We start from the raw sequence: 23,294 nt of genomic DNA, 5'->3' as shown, positions 1-23,294 counted from the left end.
GCCGTGCCGGAAGGCTGCGGGGGCCCGGGGGAAGGTGAGGAGCAGGGAGTGAGCGCGACGACCGGTCGGGGCCGAGCCCGGTCGATCAGTGCTGCGCGAGGAAGCCGCCGCGGAAGACGGGGCGCGTCTCGCCTGCCTCGACGGGCAGGTGGAAACGGTTCTGCCGCGGCGGCATGGGACAGTTGTACTGGTCGGAGAAGCCGCAGGGCGGAACGAAGGCCCGGTTGAAGTCGAGGACGACGCGGCCTTCCTCGGCGGTTCGCTCCACGAAGAGGAACCGCCCGGCGCCGTAGGTGGACCCGCCGTTGGTGGGGTCACCGAAGACGAGCAGCAGGGTCCCGTCGTCGTCGAAGGCACTCAGCGTGTAGGCGCGGCCGTCCACGGTGAGCGAGATGTCGCCGGGCACGACGAGGTCGCGGGTGCCGCCGTTGTCCCGGATGTGCTCGAAGGCGACGCGTCGGGCGTCCGTCACCGGGGTGTACGCGGCCTGGAGGACCCACGCCGGGTCGTACGGGAAGGCGTCCGTGCGCTCGAAGTGCCGGATGGCCGGCGACTGGGCGTCCCAGAACCGCAGGCCGTGCTCGGGCTCCCCGGTGACGAGGTCCGTGCGCTCGACCGTGGTGACGCTCACGGTCTCCGGCTGCCCGGCACGGGCCGCGTCGAGGTCGGGGCGCTCACCGGCGGGGAACCAGCGGGTTTCGACGAGGGCGAGGTTCCCGGTGGGTGAGGTGACCGACCTGTGCCGCTCGGCTCGCCACGCCTTCCAGGCGTCTGCGGGGTCCGGAGCCTGCTGGTCCGGGACGGCGATGTGGGACACGCTGCGCTCACTCAGGTAGGACGTTCGTCGGCTGTCACGCCACGAAGGTCACGCTGCGTGAGTCAATGCCCAAAGCACATTCTTTATCGCCCATAAGGCGAGCTAATGTCAAGTCACGCCGTATGGGGAAAATGTGGCGCTCATCACCAGGTCGGAGCTGTCGCAGGGCGCTTCCTGATGCCCGCCCGCCCCCTCACCCGACGCATGCGTGACCGGTGACCGAACGCGGTCGGGCCGCCCCCTCCTCCGTCAGCTCCGCGAACCCCTCGGATGCATCGGCCCCCGGTGCGGCGGCTGTTCGGGAGCCGGGCGCGGCCTCGGTGCGGGGATGTCGAAGGCGCGCGGCTTCTCGCCGTCGAGCGTGAAGGGCTCCTGATAGTGACGGACCGTCAGAGGTCCGCCGTCCAGCAGCGTGTACGTGGCGGTCCTGGGCCTGATCTCCACGCGTAGCCGGCTGCCCAGCAGTTCCAGGTGGAAGGCCAGGCGGCTGAGCCGCTCCGGGAGCCGGGGGGTGAACTCCGGGAAGTCGCCGTGGTGACGCATCCCGCCGAAGCCCGCCACGAGCGCCATCCACGTGCCCGCGAGCGACGCGATGTGCAGACCGTCGCGTGTGTTGTGCTCCAGGTCCCCCAGGTCCATCAGCGCCGCCTCGGTCAGGTAGTCGTACGCCAGGGAGAGGTGCCCGGCCGCCACCGCCATGACAGCCTGGCAGCACGCCGACAGGGACGAGTCGCGGACGGTCAGGGGCTCGTAGTAGGCGAAGTTGCGGGCCGTGTGCTCCTCGTCGAAGAAGTCACCGCACTTGTACATCGCCAGCACCAGGTCCGCCTGCTTGACGACCTGCTTGCGGTAGAGGTCGAAGTACGGGAAGTGCAGCATCAGCGGATACTGGTCGGGCCGTGTGTTCGCGAAGTCCCAGCGCTGGCAGCGGGTGAACCCGGCGTGCTGCTCGTGGACGCGGAGATCGTGGTTGTACGGGATGTGCATGGCGTCGGCGGCGTCCCGCCAGGCGGCACTCTCCTCGGTGTCGGCGCCGAGTTCCGCGGCCCGCCTCGGATGGCGTTCGACGACGTCGGCGGCGGCCCGCAGGTTCGCGCGGGCCATGAGGTTGGTGTACGTGTTGTCGTCGGCGACGGCGCTGTACTCGTCGGGGCCGGTCACGCCGTTGATGTGGAAAGCCCCGTGGGGGTCGTGGTGGCCGAGCGAACGCCACAGCCGGGCGGTCTCCACCAGCAGTTCGACGGCGGTGTCCCGCTCGAAGGCCGTGTCGCCGGTGGCGGCCGTGTAGCGGACCGCGGCGTCGGCGATATCGGCGTTCACATGGAACGCGGCCGTGCCCGCCGGCCAGTACGCGGAACCCTCCGAGCCCTCTATGGTCCGCCACGGGAACGCGGCGCCGCGCAACCCGAGTTGCACCGCGCGCTCGCGGGCGGCGGGCAGCGTGTTCTGCCGCCAGCGCAGGGCCTCGGCGACCGCGCCGGGCGAGGTGCAGGTGAGCAGGGGCAGCACGAACGTCTCGGTGTCCCAGAAGGCGTGGCCGTCGTACCCGGAGCCGGTGAGGCCCTTCGCCGGGATCGCGCGCTGCTCGGCGCGGGCCCCGGCCTGCAGGACGTGGAACAGGCCGAACCGCACCGCCTGCTGGATCTCCTCGTCGCCGTCGACCTCGACGTCGGAGCGCGCCCAGAAGGCATCGAGGTAGGCGCGTTGCTCGTCGACGAGCCCCGGCCAGCCGCCGTGCGCGGCCGCCGCGAGGGCCGCGTCGACCTGGTCACTGACGGCGGGCAGGGAGCGGGTGCCCGACCAGCCGTGGGAGACGAGCTTCTCCATCCGCAGGCTCTGCCCCGGTTTCAGGACCGAGGTGACGGTGAGGCGGGCGACGTCGTCCCTGCTCTCGGCGCGTGTCGTGGTCGGCTCCGGTCCCGTGATGACATGGTCGGCGGCCGCGCCGACCCTCAGGCCGCTGCGCCGGGTACGGTGCACGAGCCGCAGCCGGTGGCCGTCCGCGAAGTGCTCCTCCGGCTCCAACGGCGACTGCAGGGCGACCGCCGTCCGGGGATCGCCCTTCCGCTCGGGCAGTTGCTCGTTGGCCACCAGCTCGGACTGCGTCACGATTCGCACCTCGCAGCCCACCGCCTCCACCTCGTAGGCGATGGCGGCGATCGCGCGCTGCGTGAACGAGACCAGCCGGGTGGAACGCACCCGCACGGTGGACCCGGCCGGCGACGTCCACTCGCAGGTGCGCCGCAGCAGTCCGGTGCGCAGGTCGAGGACGCGTTCGTGGGAGCGCAGCCGGCCGTAGCGCAGGTCGAACGGCTCGTCGTCGACGAGCAGTCGGATGATCTTGCCGTTGGTGACGTTGATGACCGTCTGCCCGGATTCCGGATAACCGTAGCCCGCCTCGGCGTAGGGCAGCGGGTGGAGTTCGTGGACGCCGCCCAGGTACGAGCCGGGCAGTCCGTGCGGTTCGCCCTCGTCGAGGTTGCCGCGCCAGCCGACGTGCCCGTTGGCCAGCGCGAACACCGACTCGCTCTGCGGCAGCACGTCGAGGTGCAGCCCGCGCTCCCGCAGACACCAGGGCTCGACGGCGTAGGAGGTGTGGGCGATCACGGGCGCTCCAGCAGTTCGGCGAGATCCCGTACGACGCGGTCGGCGCCGTGGGCGTACAGGGCGTCGGCCTGTCCGACGCGGTCCACCCCGACGACGTACCCGAAGTGGCCCGCGCGCCCGGCGTCCATGCCCGCCAGCGCGTCCTCGAACACCGCGGCCTCCTGCCGCTCCACGCCGAGGTCCCGCGCGGCGGCGAGGAACGTGTCGGGCCGCGGCTTGCCGGGCAACCCCCGGTCGGCCGCCACGATTCCGTCGACCCGCACGTCGAAGAGGTGCTCCGCGCCCACCGACCGAAGGACCTCCCGGCAGTTGGCACTGGACGACACCACGGCGGTGCGCAGCCCGTGCGCGCGGACCGCCGCCACGTAGCGCATCGTGCCCTCGTACACCTCGACACCGCCCTCGCGGATCAGTTCCAGCACCAGCCCGTTCTTGCGGTTGCCGAGGCCGTGGACCGTCGGTGCGTCGGGTGGGTCATCGGGTTCCCCCTCGGGCAGTTCGATGCCCCGGGAGGCGAGGAAGGTGCGGACACCGTCGGCGCGGGGGCGTCCGTCCACGTACTCGTCGTAGTCCGTGATGTCGTCGAACTGCCGGAAGTCCGTGCCGTCGCGCTGCCGCAGGAACGCGTCGAACGTCCGCTTCCACGCGGCCGCGTGGACCACGGCGGTCTTGGTGATGACCCCGTCGAGGTCGAAGAGGCAGGCCAGGATTCCCTTGGGCAGCCCGAGTCCGGTCGTCTCTGTCATAGGAACCGCGTTCCCCGAACCGCCCGCACCAGTGGGTGTCGACCGCCACACGGCGGCATCGGACTGCGCCTGTCCGAGTGAAGCGACGCCTGTCCGAGTGAAGCGACGCCTGTCCGGCCCCCGGCCGGCCAACCGGTGCCCGCTCCCCGGCCAGGTCAACGACCTTGCGGCGATGGCATCCGTGACTTGTCGCGCGGTTCCGCGCACCCCTGAGTGGTGCCTCGATGTCCGCTGAGACGGCACGACATCGCCCCACCCGCTGCCGCTGCCGCCGGGTCGTACCCCCGCCATCGGCCTCTACAAGGCATCTGACCCCCTTTCTCCGGTGCCTTCGAGCCGTACTCTCATGGACGAGTCGCCCGACTACGGCAACCCCTTCCTGGGACCGGAGTTCGCGGTGGGGCGCACGCTGGAACGGAGGAAGGGCAACCATGAAGGTCGAGGGGTTCACCGCGGACGGGTACGAGGAGGTACGCCGGACCTTCCAGCAACTGGTGGACGAGGGAAGGGAGACCGGCGCGGGGCTGTCGGTCTGGCGCCAGGGGCGTGAAGTCGTCCGGCTCAACGCCGGGTGGGCCGATGCCGGGCGGAGCCGTCCGTGGCGGGCCGACACCCTGGTCATGCCCTACTCCCTGTCGAAGACGTTCGTCACGCTCGCGGCTCTGGTCGCGGTGCGCGAAGGGGCGCTGACACTGGACGAGCCGATCGCCGGGCACTGGAAGGAGTACGGAGTCCGGGGCAAGGAGCGGACCACTCTCCGTCATGTGCTCACCCACCAGGCCGGCCAGCCGCGTTTCCCGGCCGACGCCGCGGGCCTCGACCTGCTGGACGACACCGGGCTGCGGGACAGCCTGGCGCGTGCGGCGCCGGAGTACGAGCCGGGAACCGCCCTCGGGGAGCACGCCCTGACGTACGGTCACCTGGTCGACGGCATCCTGCGCGCGGCCGCGGGGACGACGCTGGGGGCGATGTTCAACGACGTCGTGCGGCCCGCACTGGGTCTCGATGCCTGGTTCGGGTTACCGCACCTCGCGCTGGACCGCGTCGCCGACCTCGAACACGCGCACCCCGACTGGCCGCGACAACTCCATGCCGCGCCCTGGCTCGGCATTCCCCACGGTGCCCTGGAAACGGAGCGGACGAACTCCCGGATCTGGCGGCAGTCGGTGTTCGGCGCGGTCAATCTGCACACCACGGCCACCGCGATGGCGGCTTTCTTCTCCCGCCTCACCAGCGAGGACGGACCCGTGTGCCACCTGCTGGGGCCGGAGCTGCACCGGGAACTGCTCGCCTCTCAGATCACCGGCCACGACGAGGTGTTCGGTACCCGGATCACATGGACTCTCGGCTTGGTGCGCGACAAGGGAAAGATCGCCAAGGGGGGCATCGGCGGCTCCGCGGCGTGGTGGTCGCTGCGGCACCACCACGCCTGCGCCTACCTCACCCGCCGCCTGGACGACCACTCCCGCGCCGCCCGGATCGCCACGGCTCTGGGTGACGACCTGACCGTGGTGGGCGAGGACTGAGCAGAGCGCTCGTTTCCCCCACCACCGTCCAGGGGCTTCGCCCGCCCCGCTCCCGTATGGGCAAGTCCTGGGCGAATACCGCACGTTCCCTGAGCGATCCCTCGGCCCGTCACGTACTAAGAGGCCTAGCAGTCAAGCAGCTCCCGAGTGCTCAGCGGGACGAACGAGGAAGGGCGGAGATGGGAACTCTGGCTCTGAGCTGGTCCATCGCGACGGTCGCCGCTCTGGTCGCGGCCGTCAGCGCGGTCCGGGTGATGACGACCAGCGGCGGCACCAGGTTCGCGGCGGGCGGTGACCTGCTGATGGGGCTGTGCATGGCCGCGATGGCCCTGCCCGCGACGGCCGCCTGGTACGCGGGGTCCGGCATGTGGTGGGCGGTCGTGTTCGCTCTCCTCGGGCTCGGCGCCGTCGCGATGGCCGTCCGGCACACACGGGAACGCGGCTGGAAGCAGGGCCGCCGCTGGGTGCACCTCATCGTCGGCAGCGCCGGCATGGTGATCATGACCTTGGCGATGACCACCACGTCGTCCGGTCCGGTGCTCGCACTGGGCCACGGCGCCATGCCCGGCATGGAGTCCATGCCGGGGATGGAGTCCATGCCGGGGATGGACATGGCCGGTAGCGACGCCCATGGCTCGGCCGTCGGGGCCGAGGCATCGTCGTCGTCCGTCTGGCGCATCCTGATCGCCGCCCTGGCCGCCTATTTCCTGCTGTCGATCGCCGCGTCCGTATGGGCACGCGTCCGCGTCACCTCCGGGAACGGGCTCCCCGGAGGCCGCGAGAGCGGTCGGCGCGGCGGCTGGGGCCGTTGGCTGCTCACCATGCCGGACACGGTCGTCGTGTTCCTGGTGTCGCTGACGCTCTCCGTGTGGGACAAGGCCCGCGCGACGGAACGAGGTCGTCACGGGGGCCGCCGTCGCAGGGCCGGCGCCGCGCCGGAGGCGGCCCTCGCCGCGCACATCGGCATGGGCGGAACCATGTCGGCCATGCTGCTGATGATGGTCGTGTAGCGGCCGTACCGGGCCATCGCGGCGCCAATCCGCCAGAGTCACTCCCGGGGTCAGGGTCCGCAGGCGACGAGCAGGGGGAGAAGCGGCGCGGCGGCCGTGGCCGCCACGACGCCCAGCCGTGTCACGCGGTGCGGGCGGGGCTGCGGGGTGAGAACCCGCCGGAGCCGGATCAGTGCGCCGGTCCCTCCGGCTCCCAGAGCCGTCTGCGGCACCCGGCCGGCTGCCACTTCGCACATCGCGGCGGCCAGCACCTCTCGCCGGTGGAAGCGCAGGGCGCGGTCGTCCGCGATCATCTCCACCAGCAGCGCCGTCTGCTCCTTGGCATGGCGGGCAAGCGGCAGACCGGGGAAGGCGCGGGCGAACGCGTCGGCCAACAGGTGGAGCAGATGGTGCCTGCCCTGGATGTGCGCGCGCTCGTGTTCCAGCACGGCCCGCAACTGGTCCTCGGACAGGGCGGCCAGGGCACCCCGGGTGACGACGACCCGACGGAAGCGGCCGGGCAGGCAGTACACGGCCGGGATGTCGTGGTCGACGACGGTGGCGCCGTACTCGGGTGCCGGCTCACCGACGAGAGTGAGCAGGTCCAGGTGGCGCTGCCGGGCCCGGTGCGCCCGCCAGGCACAGCGCACGAGCCAGCCGACAGGCAGCAGTACGACCACGGCGGGGGCTGCGAGCGCCAGGACCTCGGCCGAGGTGGGCGCGGACCCGCTCGCCGGGGCGCCGGTGACGAGACCGCAGACGGTGAGCAGCCCGACGAGGCCGTTGCGCGCGTGCTGCTCCGACATGGCCAGGTGGTACACCGCGAGCGTGGTGGTGATGACGAACGTCGCCATCAGGCCCTGCCAGGCGGCGACCGCGAGGACCGGGGCACGGTGGGCCCAGCGCGCCCGCGACAGCAGCGGCGGCACCGCGACGCCGACCAGCACGGCGTATCCGGCCAGCGCGACGGCTGTGGTCATGCTTCGCTCCGCCTCCTGACCGTTCGCAGGGCCGAACGCAGGGCGTCCGTCTCCTCCGGCGTCATCTGTTCGAGGAAACTGACGAGGGTTCCGGCCGGGTCCGGGTTGCTGCCGAGGGCCTCCTGCATCAGGGCCGCCGTGTACTGCTGGCGCGTGCACGTGGGCTCGTACACCCAGGCCCTGCCCTCCTTGTGCCGCTTGAGCATGCCCTTGCCGTGCAGGATGTCGGCCACGGTCTTGACGGTGCTGTAGGCAAGGGGCCGCTGCTTGTTGATGTCCGTCAGCACGTCGCGTGCGGTCGCCGGACGCCCCCAGGCCCACAGGCGGTGCATGATCTCGGCCTCCAGCTCCCCCAGCCGACGCACGGCCGCTCCTCTCGACTGCGGAGGACGGCAAACCCTCCGGCACCAGTGAGGGTTCATCGTAGGTCGCCGGGTGCGCCCGTCCCACCCCCGCACCGACAATGCCAAACAGCTTAGTAATATGGCGGTGCCAGAAAACGACCAGTGACGGGATTCCGGTGAAGGCGAGCAGGTACGTACGCGCAGGAGGCGCCCTCGGGCACCTGCTGCTCGTCGTGGTGCTCGCCCTGGGTGTCTTCGCGATGCACAGCATGGGGCATCCTCAGGAGTCGTCCGACTCCGCGACGAGCACCTCGTCCCACGCGATGACGGTGGATCCGGCCGGCGCGGCCCACGACCCAGGGAGTGCTTCCCCGGCACCGGGCGCGGGCGCGGACCGTCACGTGACAGATCCGGCGGATCCGTCACATTCGCCGGCCACGCGGACCACGCACCAGCCGGCCATGGCGATGGACATGCTCTCGCTGTGCGTGGCGGTCCTGTTCGGCGCGTGGGTACTCGCCTCGCTCCTCAGGTCGGCCTTCGCCCAGGACCAGGCCCGGCCGGCCGAACTGCTCGCCCAGGTCGCCGCCGCCATACGGCCCAATCCCCCGCCACGCAGACCCGATCTCGCCCGTTTGTCAGTTCTGCGGCTGTAGGCCGGACCGCTCTCGCGGGCGCGCACAAGGCGCGACCCCGCGGATGCGCGTACGCCCGAACAGTCCACAAGAACCGACACTTGAGGTGAACCAACCATGACTTCCTTCACCCGCGCCCTGCGCCACACCCCCTCCCGCCGTATCGCCGCCGTGGGCGCCGTCACCGCCGGCGTCCTGCTCCTCACCGCCTGTGGGGGCGACGACATGGGCGGCATGGACCACGGCAGCGGCAGCAGCTCGGCATCGGAGTCGGCGCCCGCCGGGAACGGCGCCGGGGCCGCGAGCTTCAATGACGCCGACGTCGCCTTCGCGCAGATGATGATCCCGCACCACGAGCAGGCCCTGGAGATGGCCCGGCTGGCCGACGGGCGTGCCTCCGACGCGGAGATCAAGGACATCGTCGGAAAGATCGAGAAGGCCCAGGATCCCGAGATCGCGACGATGAAGGGCTGGCTCGGCTCCTGGAAGCAGCCGACCGCGATGGAGTCGATGCCCGGCATGGACCACGGTGGCGACGGCATGATGTCCGACACGGACATGAAGGACCTCAAGGCCATGAAGGGCACGGAGTTCGACAAGATGTTCGCCCAGATGATGATCGACCACCACAACGGCGCGATCACCATGGCCAAGGACGAGCAGAAGAAGGGCAAGAACGGGGACGCCGTGAAGATGGCCGGTGACATCGTCAAGGGCCAGTCCGCCGAGGTCAAGCAGCTCCAGAGCATCCTCGACCGGCTCTGAGTCTCCCGGCACGGCCACGCTCGGCCGCGCCACCAACCGTGGGCCCGGGCTCCGCCGCGTACGCGCCCTGCGGAGCCCGGATACCGGCCCGCCTTTTCCCTCTCCACGCCCGCACACAGTTCGGACGCTCGCGATGACGGTACGAGAGTCGCCCTGGTCGCGGACCGGCATCGCCGGCCGTCGGCTGTGCGGCATGCTCCTCACGCTGTGCGCCGTGCTCGCCGTCCTGGTGCACCACGAACTGCCCGGGGCGCCCGTCACGACGGCGTCGGCACCCGCAGCGCACGCCATGCCCGGCCCCACCTCGGCCTCTGCCGCCCACACCCACGCAGGCTCAACCGGACCGGACGCTGCCGCGCAGCACACTGCGGCACACGGCGCCGGCGGTGCCGCCTGCCCCTCCTCCATGGCCATGGAGTGTTCCGCCGCCGGCGTGAGCGCCGTACAGCTCGCGACGCCGTCCGAGTCGCCGGTCCCGGCCGTCCCGGCCGAGCACGCGACAGTCGCGGGTGTGGACATCGCACGGTCCGTGAACCGTGGGCCACCCGACCTGTCCGTCCTCTCCCGACTGCGCATCTAGGCCGTGTCCCGCGGCTCCCTCGCGTCCCCCGTGACGCGTGCGAGCCATGCCCGGACACGGCCCGAACACCCCACGCACCAAGAAGAGGACCTCATCGTGAACAGCATCAACCGCCGCTCTGTCCTGCTCGCGGGACTGGCCGCGGCAGGCACCGGCATGCTCGCCGCATGCAGCGGCGACACCTCCGGCGGCCCTGCCCTGCTCAGCCCGTCCGGTTCCCACGTCGCCCGCACCGAGAAGAAGCGGGGCGGCACCGGCAGGGTGCACCGCCTCAACCTGACCGCCGCCCCCGGCAGGCTCGATCTGGGCGGCGGCACCACGGTCACGTCCTGGGCCTTCAGCGGCCGGACCCCCGGCAAGGAGATCCGGATCACGGCCGGCGACACCCTCGCCGCCGAGCTCTCCAACCAACTGCCCGGCAGGACCACGACGTCCATCCACTGGCACGGCCTCGCCCTGCGCAGCGACATGGACGGCGTACCGCCGGTCACGCAGACCGCGGTGCGGGCCGGGGCCGGCTTCACGTACCGGTTCATCGCCGACACGCCCGGCACGTACTTCTTCCACCCTCACGTCGGTGTCCAGCTCGACCGCGGACTGTACGCCCCGCTGATCGTCGAGGACCCCAAGGAGCCGCTGTCGTACGAGGACGAGTGGGTCGTCGTCCTCGACGACTGGCTGGACGGAGTGACCGGGACGCCGGACGACGCCTTCGCCGAACTCAGCAAGGGCATGGGCGGCATGGAGATGGGCGGTACGGGCGGCTCGTCGGGACACGACATGGGCGCGATGGGCGCCTCTCCGTCGGCGTCCGCGTCCTCCGGTCACGGCACGTCCGACGGTGTGTCCGGCGACATGTCGATGAAGTTCATGCTCATGGGCGCCACCAGCGATCTGCTCGGCGGCGACGCCGGAGACGTGAGGTACCCGCACCACCTGATCAACGGACGCATACCGGCCGACCCGGCCGTCCACACCGGCAAGCCCGGCAGGCGTGTCCGCCTGCGCATCATCAACGCGGGCGGCGACACCGCGTACCGCGTGGCGCTCGGCGGCCACAAGCTGACCATCACCCACACCGACGGCTTCCCCGTCGAGCACCGGCAGGTCGACGCCCTGCTGATCGGCATGGGCGAGCGATACGACGTCCTCGTCACGCTCGACGACGGCGTCTTCCCGCTCGTCGCACTCGCCGAGGGCAAGGACGCGAGCGGCATGGCCCTGGTGCGCACCGGATCGGGACAGGCCCCCGGCCCGACCGTACGGCCGAAGGAACTCGACGGCGAGATCGTCACCGCCTCGCAGTTGCGCGCGGCCGACGACGTACGGCTGGAGGCGAAGAAGCCCGACCGGGTCCACCGCGTCGAACTGACAGGCACCATGGCCGGGTACGACTGGGCCGTCAACGGCAAGAGGTTCGACATGGCCGACCCGACCGCGCATCCGCTCCTGGTCGAGGAGGGGCAACGCGTCCGCCTCGACTTCGTCAACACGACCGACATGTGGCACCCCATGCACCTGCACGGCCACACCTACCAACTCGGCGGCACCGGCCCGCGCAAGGACACCACCATCGTCCTGCCCAGGAAGAAGGTGTCCGTCGTCTTCGACGCGGACAACCCCGGCCAGTGGATGCTGCACTGCCACAACGCGTACCACGGCGAGGCCGGAATGATGGCGCTCGTGGCCTACCGCGCCTGAGCCCTCACGGTCCGGTCCGCCGGACCGGCCGGCACGCGGAAACTCATCGGTCGGGCCGCCCTCGTCTGCTCAGCGACGCCAGCGCCACCAGCGTGACGCACCCCACGGCTTCCACGGCGAGGGCCGGCTTGACCAGATCCGCGTCGAGGTACTCCCGGAAACCGAAGAGACCCGAGGTCAGGCTGACGATCAGGGCCGCCAGTGTGCCGGCCGTGAAGAGCGTTCCCAGGGTCGCGAGGACGGGCAGGAGGCGGGTGGGTGTGATCAGCAGCGACAGCACGAGCAGTGCGGCCCCGAGCCCGTTGAGCAGGAACAGCGGGCCGATGATGTGCAGATACCGGTACCCCTCGTACCAGAGGTAGAGGTGGATCGCGCCCATGGCCGCAGCCGTCACCGCCGCGGCCAGCCGCAGGGCGACGAGCGCGACCGTGCGCTCAGTGGCCATGGCCTTCGGCTGTGTGGGTGCCGCCTCCCTGTGAGGTGGTGCCACTCACGGTGAGCTCCGTCTTCATGCCCATCTGCTTGTGCGCGTCGATGGGGCAGTACGCCTCGTACTTGCCGTCCTTCAGTTTGACGGTGAGATTCGCCGACTCGCCGGGGGCCAGCGCTTGCGTGCGCTTGTCCGTGCCGTGGCCCTCGATCTCCAGGGCGTGGTCCTCATGCCCGGCGTTCTTGGCGACGAAGGTGTAGACACCGGGCTTCAGCGTCGACCGGGACGGCTCCACCTTGAAGTCGACCAGCTTCACGTCCACCCGGGTGGTCCCCGGGTCGCCGCTCCGCTCCGGGGCCGACAACGCCGAAGCACCGACGCTGCCGATTCCGCCTCCGGACGCCATGAGGATGCCCGCCAGTGCTCCGGCGGCCAGCCCGGTCCCGACGTCCCTGCGCATGAACGTCATGAGCGTCGTCGCCATGTCTCGGCCCTCCGTGAGAAATCGTTCCTGCCCTGAGATACGGGCGGACGCCGTCAGGGGATTTCCGGCAGGCAGAAGAACAGGCGGGAGAATGGGAGAGTGATCCCGCGTGGAACCGGGGGAATCCGTTCGGCACGGTCCGCCGTATGCACTGGTATGCGGAGATTGGGCCTACCGCTCGGGCGGGTCCCGGACGAGGCGCTGCTGGCGGGGATGGCGACGGGCGACCCGGAGATCGCCCTCGCGTTCGTCCGCCGGTTCCAGCGCATGGTCTTCGGTATCGCCATCGCCGTCGTCGACGACCCCCAGCTCGCCGAGGACATCGCCCAGCAGACCTTCGAACGGGCCTGGCGTCATGCGCAGGTCTACGACACCCGGCGCGGATCGGTGAGGACCTGGCTGGGGACCATCGCGCACAACCTGGCGGTCGACGCCGTCCGCGCGCGCAGGGCGACCCCGGTCTCCCCCGAGGACCTCGACGCTCTCCTCGGCGTGGTGAACCGGACGCCCGAACAGTGGGCGCTGGCCGACGAGGCGGCGGCACGGATGCGGGCGGCGGTGGCGGAACTGCCGCGCGAGCAGGCACGTGCCGTGGTCATGGCCGGGATCTACGGGATGACCGCACGGCAGATCTCCGAGTTCGAGGGGATACCCCTCGGCACGGCGAAGACACGCATCAGGACGGCGATGGGGAAACTGCGGACGGTTCTGGGACCCGAGCGAGCCGATCATGACTGACAGGGACTGCGAGCGGCTGAGGGCCGTCGCCGAGGAGCTGGCGCTGGGCATCCTCCCCGGTCACGAGCGCGCCGAGGCCATCGCCCACATGGACCGCTGCCCCGCCTGCCGGGAGCACGTCGAGCGGCTGACGCTCGTCGGCGACGGCCTGCTCGCTCTCCTGCCGGGCAGCGAGCCGCCCGCCGGCTTCGAGACACGGGTGACGGACGTGCTCGGCCTGAACCGGTCGGCACGCCGGTGGCAGCCGCGGGCCGTCGTCTCCGTCACGGCCGCCGCCGTGATCGCCCTCGGGTTCGGCTTCGGTGGCTGGGCCGTCCGCACGGCCGTCGAGGGCCCGGCGGCTCCCCCCTCGCGGAGTGCCGGGGCCACCGGCTCGGAGCACGGTCTGCTGGAAGCCTCTCTGCTGGCTCCCGACCACCACCCGGTGGGCCGGATCTTCGCCTACCCCGGATCTCCCGGCTGGGTCTACATGTCGGTCGACCTCGGCCACGACGGGCCCGGCTCCGGCTCCCGGGGCGGGGACGGGTACCCGGGGGCCGGGAAGGTCAGCTGCCGGCTGGAGCGTACGGACGGCACGTCGCTCCGCGTCGGGACCTTCTCCCTCGACGACAGCGGCCGGGGGCACTGGGGAGCCCCCGCGCGGGTCGCCCCGGACACGGTGTCCGGGGCCACGCTGCTCGCCGCGGACGGCTCCGTCCTGGCCACGGCCCACTTCGACGTACCGCGGAACCAGTGACGACGCCCTGCCGCTGACGCGTCCCCCGGTCCTCAGCCGCCCAGCGTCAGGACCGGCTCGCCGCGGGCGTCGCCCTCCGGGTCACCGATGACGGCGGTGAACGCCTCGGTGCGTACGGCCAGCCCGCCGGGAACGCGCTCGAAGACGGGGCTGAAGGTGTCGCCGGGGCCGTAGCGGACGGCGAAGACGTCCAGGTCGTCCGGGGAGCCGGGGGCCGGGTCCGCCTCGAAGGCCGTGGAGGCCACGAGGTGGCTCCAGCCCTCGTCGGGGTTGCCGTAGCCGCGCGGGTCGGCGGCCAGCGCGAACGCCGCCTGTTCCTGGGTCGTCTCCGAGCGGGCGTCGAAGAAGTCCGGGCCCCGCGTGGGCGGGTGGGTCAGCCGGAGCGGGCCCGCCGAGGTCACCTCGGCCTCGGCGATCCGGCGCAGGTGGTCGCCGTCGTCCGCGGCGTACGGGAGTCCGGCGAGCAAGTACGGTGCTCCGCCGAGACGTTCGACGGCGACGGTCATCCACAGCCGGGTGCCGTCCGTGACGTACAGGGACTGGACGTGACGCAGGACGTGGTCGCGGGTGACGACCGGCTTGGTGACCAGCTTGGCGCTCAGGGTGCCCGTGCGCAGGTCGCGGACCCGTACCTCACCCATGGGACGGCACAACAGGAAGCCGTCGGTGACCGGCCCGAAGCCGTGTTGGCGGCCCACGGCGGCGGGCAGGAGGTAGCTGCCCGCCGCCTCGATGAGCGAGGGGGTCAGCCTGTCGTCGAAGGCCACCGAGACCGAACCCGCGCGCAGTTGGTGGCGGGCGGGTTCCGGTGACGGGGTGCGGTGCCAGGGCGTCGTGTCCTGGATCTGCCAGACCAGCATGAAGGCGAAGTGGCCGTCGATCCCGCCGTCCGCCTGGACCGCGTGCCGGGCCCAGCGGGTGTCGCCCCGGTAGCGGCCCAGGTCGGCGCCGACGCGGTGGCCGAAGTAGCGCAGGCCGAGGACGGACTCGAAGGCGGAGTGCTGTTCGCTGTAGCGCGGGCCGCCGATGTCGAAGCCGCCGCCGGTCAGCCGTGCGTCGAGGTAGCGGGCCAGTGCCTCCCCGTCCTCGGCGAAGACCTCCTCGCCGCTGACCCGGTGGGCCTGGGCGAGGAAGGAGAGGGAGATCGGGCCGTAGTTGTTGTCGTACGCGCCGCGGTGCTCCGGGGGCAGCAGCGCGCCCCGGTCGCGGACCCGGTGGGCGCGGATCTCGTCCAGGTACAGGCTCATGGCGCGCGAGCGGACCGCCTCGGCCTCGGCGGGCTGGAGATGCCGGGCCAGCATCAGGCCGCCGACCACACAGCCGATGGCCTGGTTGCCCGCCTCCTGTGGGTTGAAGAAGGTCGCCTCGGTCAGCCAGCGCCAGTAGCCGCGGCCCAACTCCACCAGTTCGGCGCGCTGTTCGCGGGTGAGGAGTCCTTCCGCCGTGTCGAGGACGTTCACCGTCTGGAGCAGTGCCCACACCGTGCTCGGCCAGTCGCCGATGGGATGGGCGCCGGCCTCCAGTACGTAACGGGCGTACGCCAGGCCCGAGTCGCGTACCCGCAGGTTCGGATAGCCCGGGTTGTCCTCGGTGAAGACGCGCTGCCGGAGGTGGAACTCCGTGCTGCGCCGTACCGCCTCCGGCAGGCGCGGGTCCCTGGTGCGCTGCCAGGCGAGTGCCAGCAGTGAGGTGATGCCGAGCGAGGTGTCGCCGATGTCGTCGTGGGCGTCAGGGTGTTCGAGGTTGCCCTCCGGCGTGATGCGCGCGAGGGCCTCCTCGGTGACGGAGGCGAGGACCGTGTCGTATGCCGCGGGGTGGGACGGCAGATCGTGCAGCGGACCGTGCTGTCGGGGAAGGTACACCTGCTCAGCCCTTCATGCCGGAGGTCGCCATGCCTTCCACCAGTCTCTTCTGGAAGACGAGGAAGCAGATGAGCGTGGGTGCGAGGGCGAGTGTCGACATGGCGAACATCGCGCCGTAGGAGGAGCCGCTGGTCTGGTCCATGAACAGGGTCAGGCCGAGGGGGACGGTGAAGCGGTCGTTCTGCTGGAGGTAGACGAGTTGGTGGAGGAAGTCGTCGTACGTCCAGATGAAGGTGAAGATCGTGGTGGTGATCAGGGCGGGCTTCATCAGCGGCAGGATGATCTTCCAGTAGATCTTCCAGGGGTTGGCGCCGTCCACCATGGCCGCCTGGTCCAGCTCACGCGGGATGGAGCGGATGAACTGGACCATCAGGAAGATGAAGAAGGCGTCCACCGCGAGGAACTTCGGCACGATCAGCGGCAGGAACGTGTTGATCCAGGTCAGGTTGTAGAAGATCGTGTACTGCGGGATCAGGACGGCCTGCGTGGGCAGCATCAGTGTGCCGAGCATCAGCCCGAACCAGATCTTCTTGCCGCGGAACTCGAAGCGCGCGAAGGCGTAGGCGGCCAGCGAGCAGGAGATCACGTTGCCGATCACGGCGCCGATCGTGACGATCAGCGAGTTGGTGATGTAGAGGGAGAAGGAGTTGCCGGAGCCGCTCCAGCCCTCGGAGTAGTTCTCGGGGCGCAGCGCGTTCGGGATGAGGCCGGGGTCGGTGAAGATCTCGGTGTCGGGCTTGAGGGAGCTGCTCAGCATCCACAGCAGGGGGTACAGCATGACGACGGCCACGCCGATGAGCAGGGTGTGGACGAAGATGCGACGGGAGCCGGTGAGTGAGCGGAGCTTGTGCAGCGGCGACTTCAGGGATCGGGTCGGGGTGATGGCGGACATGGGGTGAAGGACTCCTCGCTCGGGCGGCGCATCGGACTTCGGACGGGGACGCGGCGTCAGTCGTCGTAATGGACCCAGTAGCGGCTGGCGATGAAGTTGACCGCCGTGAAGCCGGCGATGACCAGGAACAGCACCCAGGCCAGCGCCGAGGCGTACCCCATCTGGAGGTCCGTGAAGCCCTTCTTGTAGAGGTAGAGGGAGTACAGCATGGTCGAGTTCAGTGGCCCGCCGGTGCCGTTGCTGACGACGAAGGCGGGGGTGAACGTCTTGAACGCGTCGATGATCTGCAGGACCACGTTGAAGAAGACGATCGGAGTGAGCAGCGGCAGGGTGATCCTGAAGAACCGGGTGATGGTGCCGGCGCCGTCGATCGCGGCGGCCTCGTAGACGTCCTTCGGCAGTTGCTTCAGACCGGCGAGAAAGATGACCATCGGGGTGCCGAACTGCCAGACGGCCAGCAGGACCAGCGTGTAGATCGCGGTGTCGGGGCTGGAGATCCAGTCCTGGCCCTTGATGCCGAACCAGGCCAGGACGTCGTTGAACAGGCCCTCGCCGCCGAAGACCTGCCGCCACACGATGGCGATGGCCACCGCCCCGCCGAGCAGGGACGGCAGGTAGAAGGCGGCCCGGTACAGGCCGATGCCCCTCAGGTCGCGGTTGAGCAGCATGGCCACCGCGAGGGCGAGTGCCAGTTTCAGCGGCACGGAGACCAGGACGTAGAGGAGGGTGGCGTGCACCGAGTCCCAGAAGACCGGGTCGTCGGTGAACATCCTGTCGTAGTTGTCCAGGCCGACCCACTGCGCCGGTGTGAGCAGGTCGAAGTTGGTGAAGGACAGGTACAGCGAGTCGAGCATCGGGTAGATCGTCAGGCCGAACAGGCCGGCGAACCAGGGGGCCAGGAAGAGATACGGCCACCAGCCGCCGCCCCGCCGTCTGGCGAGACGGCGGCGCATACGTTCGCGCTCCCGCTGGTCGGACGGGGCCGCCTGAGCCGACGGCCCCTTCACGACCGCGTCGGTCTTCGCGGTGGTCATACTCATCTCCCTGGCCCTCTCCCGGTGTTGCAGTGCGTACTGCCGCGCCCCCGTCAGGGGCGCGGGGCTGCATCGATATGCGGCTACGCCGCGTGGGCGCGACCAGCCACGACGATGCCCGCAGACGAACGACGGCACCTCGCGGCAGTTCCTTCCTCGGCAGTTCCAGCGGAGCTAACCGCCCAGAATGCCTTCCGCCTGGTCGAAGAACTCACCGAGCTGCGCCTTGATCGACTTCTTGCCGAAGGCGATGGCGAGGTTCGCCTGGAACAGCAGGTCCCAGATCTGGTCGGCGCCCTGCGGCGGCGGCTGCGGCGCGTCGAGGACGTCGGTCGCCTTCCCGACGCGCTGGGAGATGTAGTCGGCGTTCTCCATGTTCAGCTTGTCCGTCTCGGTCAGGCCCGAGGCGATCAGGTCGCGGGCCTTCTCCGTCGGCGGGATGCCGCGCAGCAGCTGCATGTCCTTGATCGCCGTCTCGTCCTGCGCGAAGAACGTCATGATCTTCACGGAGTCGGCGACCTTCTTGCTGGCCTTGGTGGCGCTCAGCAGCACACCGCCGTTGACGAAGTTGCCCTCGCGGGCGCCGGAGAAGTCGCCCTGCGGGGTGGGCAGGAAGTCCAGCTGCGCGTCGGTGATGGAGCCGCCCGCGCCGTAGACGCCGGAGTCGAAGGTGAACAGGGCCTTGCCGATGACGACGGCGTTCTTGGTGAGGTCGTTGTGCGCGGCCGAGGTGATGGCCGGCGGCGGGGAGGCGTTGGCCTTGCGCATCTCGGCCCAGTACTCCCACCACTCCTGGAGGGTGTCCGCGGTGAAACCGACCTTCTTGCCGTCGTCGGAGAAGAACTGCTGGCCCTTCTCCCGGGCGAAGATCTCGAAGCACTGGAGGGTGGAGCCGCCGCCGTCGTCGACGCCGTAGATCTTGCCGCCGCTCTTCTTGTAGACGTCGGTGGCGGTCTTCCTCAGGTCGGCCCAGGTCCATTCGCGGTCGGGCAGGGTCAGGCCGAGCTGCTCCAGGCCGCTGCGGTTGACGGTGAGCTGGTTGACGCCGATGCCGGACGGGACGCCGTACAGCTTGCCGTCGACGGTGCCGGCCGCGAGGAGCGTCTTGGAGAAGCCCGTGAGGTCCAGGGTCTTGCCGACGTAGGAGTCGAGCGGGGCGAGGACACCCTTGCGCGCGTACTGCGCGACGAGGGCGGTGTCCATCTGGAGCAGGTCGGGGGCGCTGCCGCCCGCGACGTTGGTGTTGAACTTGTCGAAGTAGCCCTCGTAGCCGGAGTAGGTCTCGCGGATCTTGATCTTGGGGTTCTTCTCCTGGAACGACTTCAGCGCCTTCTTGTAGGCGTTGTGACGGTCGTCGCTGCCCCACCAGGTCATGGTCAGGTCGCTGCTGGTGCTGCCGGCGCCGGTTCCTCCGCTGCAGGCACTGAGCGAGCTGCCGAGGGCACCCGCGACGGCGAGGCCGCTCGCGGTGCGGAAGAGGGTTCTGCGCGAGATCTGGTGACCCACCGGGTCCTCCCTGGATGTGCGTGACGGATCCCCCGGCCGGACAGCGGCTCGGGTCTCTGTGTGGGTTGCGCTCTGTGGCATGCGACCTCGCCCGGTCGCGCCGCCCTGGCGGCGAGGGGTCCGTGGCCGTGGTCCTGGCCCGGCCCGTACGAGCACGCCCTCGTACGGCTCGCCGTACACCGTACGGTCGAGTACCTCGCCCGGGGCCGGGTCCCGCCGGCCCTAGAAAGCGCTTGCCCGGACATTGGCAGACGCCGGTGGAGTCCGTCAATGCTTCACTGGCACCCCATCGGTCACGGTTTGGATTCCGCGGGCCACCGCCAGCTCGGTGGCCCCTACAACGGTGCCGCTGTCACCGAGGGCGCTGCTCACGACCTCGGTGGGCCAGCTCAGCCGGGCCAGTTCCGCCCGGACACCGGGCAGGAGCTGCGGGTTCGAGCCGACGTCACCACCGAGGACGATCAGGCCGGGGTCGAGGACGGCCGTCGCCGCGGCGGCGAGCCGGCCCACGTCGGCGGCATGACGGCCGACGACGTCGCACGCTGCGGGGTGTCCCGTGTCGGCGAGCGCGAAGAGCCGCTCAGTGGTACGGGGGCATGGGCCGTCTGCCTGCGGCCAGGCGTCCGCCGCCCGGCGCAGCAGGGAACGCGCTCCCAGATGCTCCTCCAGCCCTTCGTGGCGTGGCGCGCGGTCCTCGTCCCACGGGTAGGGCAGCCGTGCCACCTCACCGGCGGCGTGGTTCGCTCCGCGCAGCACCTGGCCGCCGATGACGACGCCGAGGCCGATGCCCACGCCGATCCGCAGATAGCCGAAGGTGTCGCGGCCGCGGGCGGCGCCCTCGTGCAGTTCGGCGAGCGCGGCGCAGTTGACGTTGTTCTCCAGGTGGACGGGCACTCCGGGCGGCAGGGCGACGGCCATGGCGTCGAAGGCGGGGCCGGCCTTGGCGGTCGCCGGGCGCTCCCCGGTGCCCTCCCGGCCCCGCGTGGTGACGTCGCCGACGGCGACGACGACGGCGCGCAGCGGGGCTGAGGCCGGGAGCTCCGAGAGGACCTTGGAGACGACGTCGGCGGCGTCCGGCCGGGAGCCGGTGCCCTGGGCGAGCAGGGTCCCGTCCAGAGCACAGCCGCGCACCTGGGTACGGCTGGGCCCGAGATCGACGGCGAGCACGGCGCCGGCGGCCGCCCCGAGAGCGTAGACGGCGGCGGAACGGCCGGTGCCGCCGGAGGCGGTACCCGAGCAGGCGGCGAGTCCGGCGGCCTCAAGCTCGGCCACGGCGGAGGAGACCGTCGGTTTGGAAAGGCCCGCCCCGGCCGCCAGTTGGGGTCGGGTGGCCGTGCCCGCCGCGGCCAGTACGGCGAACACGGCGCGGGCGCTCTCGCTCAGGTGCATGGTCTCCCCAGTCGTACCTCGGCGTTCGGCCGCACGGGTTCGTTCGGCATTCGGGTCCGAACGCTTGACGCACCCTAATTGGTTAGTTAATTTCCTAACGAAGTCAAGCGGTACTCGCCTGCCGCACCCAGCCGAGGCCCGTCCCGGGGCTTCCCGAGCACCCCTCAGTCCTGGGCCCTGTCGTCAAACTCCCGTCGTCCGCCCGAAGGGCGGGCCGCGCGGCGTCAGGTGCGTGCTCTCGGCGTGCCGGGCGGAAGCCCTCGTACTGGATTGGATGTACGTGGACTTTCGCCCGGTGCGGCGAGAGTGCGTGCATGGCATCGCGCGGCTGGGGGCACCTCCCACGCCCTTGAGGCAGTGGGGGAGGGAGTTTGACGACAGGGCCCAGGGGTCCAGGCACGGTTCGCCCGCCGTCGCAGGCCAACGCGACGACGAAAGAGGCTCCGTGCGGGATGCCACGCCTGTCACGTCCGCAGGGTCAGCGGATGGCGGCGCACGACCCGGTGGCCACCGCCGCGTGGCTGACCGCGCCGATCACGACGCCCTGCCCTCCGGCACGCGCCGCGCGGTTCCGAAGCGGTGCAGCTGACGCCGCATCAAGTCTGGGTACGGGACTCCAGGTCGAGACGGGTGTCGTTGCCGTAGACGCCCGTCTCGTCGCCCCGGATGCCGTACCAGAGCTGGAAACGGGCGACGGCTTCGGTGAGCGTGGCGTCGTACGTGCCGCTGGTCGCGCCGTTGTCGTACACGTTCGGGATCCTGCGCAGCCGCTGCTGGAGTTCGATGACCTCCGGTCCGGTGTCACCTTCGCGGAGGGTGCCGGGCCCGTCGGGGTCGACCGCCCGCTGGGGTGGTGGTGCCGCGCTGGGTGTCGTCGACGTCGGGGCCGGGGTCGGGGTGACGGTGCGCGCCTCGTCGCTCGCGCCGCCGCCGGGCACCAGCAGGGCGCAGCCGAAGCCGATCAGGGCCGCCGCGGCCACACCGACGACGACCGCGGCGCGGCACAGATCCACGCCGCCGGCCCGGCGTGCGGAGGGCCGCTCATGCCCGGGTCCGGGACCTGGGTACGCGCTGAAGCTCTCCCCCGTCCGGACGGGCGGGAGTTCCTCGGTCTCGGACTCCTCCAGCCGGGGCGGGACGGGCTCCGGCGCCGGCGTGATGGGAACGGCCTCGTACGCCTCGGTCGGATCGGGTCCCGGGTGGCCCGCCAGTTCGGCCTTCGCGCGGTCCTGCTCCATCTCCCGCAGCAGTTCCGCCAGCGCCTCCGTCCGGCGGCGGCGCATGACATACGTGGGCTCGATCGGGCGACGCCTCACCGTCTGTTCCGGTTCGGGCGGTGTCGACACACTGCTCTCCTTCCATGCACGCGGTCTCCCGCCATCCCCGTGGAGTGATACGAGGCCGCCGACCCGAGAGTTCAAACGGTCCTCAGGTTCCGTTCGTACACTGTGGCCCTCATGCGAGCCGACGATCTCGTACCACTGGGCCGGACGGGACTACGGGTCAGCCGTCTCGGTCTGGGCCTGGCGTCACTGGGCGGACTGTTCGCACCCGTCCCGGAGGAACAGGCCGCCGCCACCCTCGACCGTGCCTGGCAGCTGGGTGTACGGCTCTACGACACGGCACCCGTGTACGGCTACGGCCGTTCGGAGACCCGTACCGGCATGGCCCTCGCGACGCGGCCACGTGACACGTATGTGCTGTGCACGAAGGTCGGCCGGATCATCGAGCCGGGAGGCACCGACACCCAGCCGATCTGGGCGGACCCGCCGCCCGGCGTGGGGCCCCGCCTCGACTACTCGTACGCCGGGGTGCTGCGCTGTGTCGAGGAGAGCCTGGAGCGGCTGGGGCTCGACCGCGTCGATGTGCTCCATGTCCACGACCCGGACGCCGCGGCGTTCCTGCGTGCGGCCGCTGTGCCGGGGCCCGACTGCGTGCTGCTGGCCGGGCGGTACACCCTGCTCGACCAGTCGGGGCTCGACGAGTTGCTGCCGCTGTGCGCCGAGCGCGGTGTCGCCGTGATGGCGGCGGGCGTCTACCAGTCGGGGCTGCTCGCCGACCCTCGTCCGGGCGCACCCCACGGGTACGGCAAGGTTCCCGCCGAACTGGCGGAGAAGGTCAGGGCGTTGCGGGCCGTGTGCGCGGAGTTCGGGGTGCCGCCGCTGGCGGCGGCCGTGCAGTTCCCCTTCGGGCACCCGGCGGTCACGAGCGTGGTGGTCGGCGCCCGCTCACCGCAGGAGGTCACCGACAGCGTCGCATACCTGAACCTCCCGGTACCGGCGGGCTTCTGGGCGGCCGTCAAGGCGAGGGGGCTGCTCCCCGACGGGACGCCGACACCACCGGCCTGACATCGGACCATGGCCTCACGGCTGGGACTCCGCCGGGGTGGGTCACCCCTCTGACGGCGGACACAGGGGCGTGGCGCGGGCGGGTTTCCCTCGTCTCGGCGATAGCGTCGCCACGCCGCTCCCGGGCCCGGTGGCCGCCGGTTTCCTTCCGAAGGGCCAGGGCACTCGCGGCCCCGGGGCGGGCC

General features: G+C 71.0%; 22 protein-coding genes. 9 read left to right on the top strand and 13 right to left on the bottom strand.

Translation table 11 applies throughout. From position 1 onward, the window contains the following. Positions 1-85 precede the first annotated feature (85 nt). The 3 genes from IE262_RS35905 to IE262_RS35895 all read right to left on the bottom strand — a co-directional run bounded on the left by IE262_RS35905 (position 86) and on the right by IE262_RS35895 (position 4,170). Positions 86-832: a DUF1684 domain-containing protein gene (locus IE262_RS35905; protein WP_189879695.1), complete on the bottom strand. Its 747-nt coding sequence runs from the start codon at positions 830-832 to the stop codon at positions 86-88. Between the two features lie 234 nt (positions 833-1,066). After that, positions 1,067-3,424, bottom strand: a complete 2,358-nt coding sequence (locus IE262_RS35900; protein WP_189879659.1) for a glycoside hydrolase family 65 protein — start codon at positions 3,422-3,424, stop codon at positions 1,067-1,069. Further along, a complete protein-coding gene (locus tag IE262_RS35895; protein WP_189879657.1) occupies positions 3,421-4,170 on the bottom strand; it encodes an HAD family hydrolase in 750 nt (249 codons plus the stop codon). Before IE262_RS35895 ends, IE262_RS35900 begins: the two co-directional genes overlap by 4 nt. Before the next feature lie 431 nt (positions 4,171-4,601). Here IE262_RS35895 and IE262_RS35890 point away from each other — a divergent pair, with 431 nt between their 5' ends. Both IE262_RS35890 and IE262_RS35885 read left to right on the top strand, forming a co-directional pair. Then, positions 4,602-5,696 carry a serine hydrolase domain-containing protein gene (locus tag IE262_RS35890; protein WP_189879655.1) on the top strand — a complete coding sequence of 365 codons (1,095 nt, stop codon included), beginning with the start codon at positions 4,602-4,604 and terminating at the stop codon, positions 5,694-5,696. Positions 5,697-5,875: 179 nt separating this feature from the next. Next, positions 5,876-6,706: a DUF5134 domain-containing protein gene (locus IE262_RS35885; protein ID WP_229877845.1), complete on the top strand. Its 831-nt coding sequence runs from the start codon at positions 5,876-5,878 to the stop codon at positions 6,704-6,706. Between the two features lie 50 nt (positions 6,707-6,756). Here IE262_RS35885 and IE262_RS35880 read toward each other — a convergent pair whose 3' ends face one another. Next, positions 6,757-7,665, bottom strand: a complete 909-nt coding sequence (locus IE262_RS35880; RefSeq protein ID WP_189879653.1) for a M56 family metallopeptidase — start codon at positions 7,663-7,665, stop codon at positions 6,757-6,759. Next, a complete protein-coding gene (locus IE262_RS35875; protein ID WP_131557446.1) occupies positions 7,662-8,030 on the bottom strand; it encodes a BlaI/MecI/CopY family transcriptional regulator in 369 nt (122 codons plus the stop codon). Before IE262_RS35875 ends, IE262_RS35880 begins: the two co-directional genes overlap by 4 nt. Positions 8,031-8,185: 155 nt before the next feature. Between IE262_RS35875 and IE262_RS35870 the strand changes: the two genes are divergently transcribed. From IE262_RS35870 to IE262_RS35855, 4 genes are all read left to right on the top strand, one after another. After that, positions 8,186-8,665 (top strand): DUF6153 family protein, encoded by a 480-nt coding sequence (locus IE262_RS35870; protein WP_189879651.1) that lies wholly within the window; start codon positions 8,186-8,188, stop codon positions 8,663-8,665. Between the two features lie 96 nt (positions 8,666-8,761). After that, positions 8,762-9,409 carry a DUF305 domain-containing protein gene (locus IE262_RS35865; protein WP_189879649.1) on the top strand — a complete coding sequence of 216 codons (648 nt, stop codon included), beginning with the start codon at positions 8,762-8,764 and terminating at the stop codon, positions 9,407-9,409. Between the two features lie 133 nt (positions 9,410-9,542). Then, complete coding sequence (locus IE262_RS35860; RefSeq protein ID WP_189879648.1) at positions 9,543-9,989, top strand: DUF6153 family protein; 447 nt, start codon at positions 9,543-9,545, stop codon at positions 9,987-9,989. A gap of 96 nt (positions 9,990-10,085) precedes the next feature. Further along, positions 10,086-11,690 carry a multicopper oxidase family protein gene (locus IE262_RS35855; RefSeq protein ID WP_189879646.1) on the top strand — a complete coding sequence of 535 codons (1,605 nt, stop codon included), beginning with the start codon at positions 10,086-10,088 and terminating at the stop codon, positions 11,688-11,690. A gap of 43 nt (positions 11,691-11,733) precedes the next feature. Here the strand turns inward: IE262_RS35855 and IE262_RS35850 are convergent, their stop codons facing one another. Both IE262_RS35850 and IE262_RS35845 read right to left on the bottom strand, forming a co-directional pair. Beyond that, positions 11,734-12,135, bottom strand: coding sequence for a hypothetical protein (locus tag IE262_RS35850; protein ID WP_134042204.1), 402 nt, complete (start codon positions 12,133-12,135; stop codon positions 11,734-11,736). Next, on the bottom strand, positions 12,125-12,604 hold the full coding sequence (locus tag IE262_RS35845; RefSeq protein ID WP_134042206.1) for a cupredoxin domain-containing protein: 480 nt from the start codon (positions 12,602-12,604) through the stop codon (positions 12,125-12,127). Before IE262_RS35845 ends, IE262_RS35850 begins: the two co-directional genes overlap by 11 nt. A 156-nt stretch (positions 12,605-12,760) precedes the next feature. Here IE262_RS35845 and IE262_RS35840 point away from each other — a divergent pair, with 156 nt between their 5' ends. Together IE262_RS35840 and IE262_RS35835 are read left to right on the top strand one after the other, a co-directional pair. Continuing rightward, a complete protein-coding gene (locus IE262_RS35840) occupies positions 12,761-13,342 on the top strand; it encodes an RNA polymerase sigma factor (protein WP_134042208.1) in 582 nt (193 codons plus the stop codon). Beyond that, complete coding sequence (locus IE262_RS35835; protein WP_134042210.1) at positions 13,335-14,078, top strand: hypothetical protein; 744 nt, start codon at positions 13,335-13,337, stop codon at positions 14,076-14,078. Before IE262_RS35840 ends, IE262_RS35835 begins: the two co-directional genes overlap by 8 nt. A 32-nt stretch (positions 14,079-14,110) precedes the next feature. On the opposite strand, the gene IE262_RS35830 is transcribed toward IE262_RS35835, so the two are convergent. From IE262_RS35830 to IE262_RS35805, 6 genes are all read right to left on the bottom strand, one after another. Beyond that, entirely contained in the window at positions 14,111-15,940 is a 1,830-nt protein-coding gene (locus IE262_RS35830) for a hypothetical protein (RefSeq protein WP_189879644.1), read from the bottom strand. 4 nt (positions 15,941-15,944) lie between these two features. Then, positions 15,945-16,832, bottom strand: a complete 888-nt coding sequence (locus tag IE262_RS35825) for a carbohydrate ABC transporter permease (RefSeq protein ID WP_134042214.1) — start codon at positions 16,830-16,832, stop codon at positions 15,945-15,947. Positions 16,833-16,888: 56 nt separating this feature from the next. Beyond that, entirely contained in the window at positions 16,889-17,866 is a 978-nt protein-coding gene (locus IE262_RS35820; RefSeq protein ID WP_134042216.1) for a carbohydrate ABC transporter permease, read from the bottom strand. Positions 17,867-18,040: 174 nt separating this feature from the next. Further along, on the bottom strand, positions 18,041-19,372 hold the full coding sequence (locus IE262_RS35815; RefSeq protein ID WP_189879643.1) for an ABC transporter substrate-binding protein: 1,332 nt from the start codon (positions 19,370-19,372) through the stop codon (positions 18,041-18,043). 267 nt (positions 19,373-19,639) lie between these two features. Then, a complete protein-coding gene (locus tag IE262_RS35810) occupies positions 19,640-20,761 on the bottom strand; it encodes an ROK family protein (RefSeq protein ID WP_134042221.1) in 1,122 nt (373 codons plus the stop codon). A 596-nt stretch (positions 20,762-21,357) separates the two neighbouring features. Further along, entirely contained in the window at positions 21,358-22,107 is a 750-nt protein-coding gene (locus tag IE262_RS35805; RefSeq protein WP_134042223.1) for a peptidoglycan-binding domain-containing protein, read from the bottom strand. 111 nt (positions 22,108-22,218) lie between these two features. On the opposite strand from IE262_RS35805, the gene IE262_RS35800 reads away from it, so the two are divergent. Then, entirely contained in the window at positions 22,219-23,109 is an 891-nt protein-coding gene (locus IE262_RS35800) for an aldo/keto reductase (RefSeq protein WP_189879641.1), read from the top strand. Positions 23,110-23,294 lie beyond the last annotated feature (185 nt).

This window comes from Streptomyces bluensis, assembly GCF_014650715.1.
GTDB lineage: Bacteria > Actinomycetota > Actinomycetes > Streptomycetales > Streptomycetaceae > Streptomyces > Streptomyces bluensis.
This window is presented reverse-complemented; position numbering and strand designations above follow the sequence as displayed.

Bases quoted from the DNA above. Each gene is read 5' to 3' on its own strand.
- IE262_RS35895 (WP_189879657.1), bottom strand. From the start codon at position 4,170: ATGACAGAGACGACCGGACTCGGGCTGCCCAAGGGAATCCTGGCCTGC.
- IE262_RS35890 (WP_189879655.1), top strand. From the start codon at position 4,602: ATGAAGGTCGAGGGGTTCACCGCGGACGGGTACGAGGAGGTACGCCGG.
- IE262_RS35885 (WP_229877845.1), top strand. From the start codon at position 5,876: ATGGGAACTCTGGCTCTGAGCTGGTCCATCGCGACGGTCGCCGCTCTG.
- IE262_RS35880 (WP_189879653.1), bottom strand. From the start codon at position 7,665: ATGACCACAGCCGTCGCGCTGGCCGGATACGCCGTGCTGGTCGGCGTC.
- IE262_RS35865 (WP_189879649.1), top strand. From the start codon at position 8,762: ATGACTTCCTTCACCCGCGCCCTGCGCCACACCCCCTCCCGCCGTATC.
- IE262_RS35860 (WP_189879648.1), top strand. From the start codon at position 9,543: ATGACGGTACGAGAGTCGCCCTGGTCGCGGACCGGCATCGCCGGCCGT.
- IE262_RS35850 (WP_134042204.1), bottom strand. From the start codon at position 12,135: ATGGCCACTGAGCGCACGGTCGCGCTCGTCGCCCTGCGGCTGGCCGCG.
- IE262_RS35845 (WP_134042206.1), bottom strand. From the start codon at position 12,604: ATGGCGACGACGCTCATGACGTTCATGCGCAGGGACGTCGGGACCGGG.
- IE262_RS35840 (WP_134042208.1), top strand. From the start codon at position 12,761: ATGCGGAGATTGGGCCTACCGCTCGGGCGGGTCCCGGACGAGGCGCTG.
- IE262_RS35835 (WP_134042210.1), top strand. From the start codon at position 13,335: ATGACTGACAGGGACTGCGAGCGGCTGAGGGCCGTCGCCGAGGAGCTG.
- IE262_RS35825 (WP_134042214.1), bottom strand. From the start codon at position 16,832: ATGTCCGCCATCACCCCGACCCGATCCCTGAAGTCGCCGCTGCACAAG.
- IE262_RS35820 (WP_134042216.1), bottom strand. From the start codon at position 17,866: ATGACCACCGCGAAGACCGACGCGGTCGTGAAGGGGCCGTCGGCTCAG.
- IE262_RS35810 (WP_134042221.1), bottom strand. From the start codon at position 20,761: ATGCACCTGAGCGAGAGCGCCCGCGCCGTGTTCGCCGTACTGGCCGCG.
- IE262_RS35800 (WP_189879641.1), top strand. From the start codon at position 22,219: ATGCGAGCCGACGATCTCGTACCACTGGGCCGGACGGGACTACGGGTC.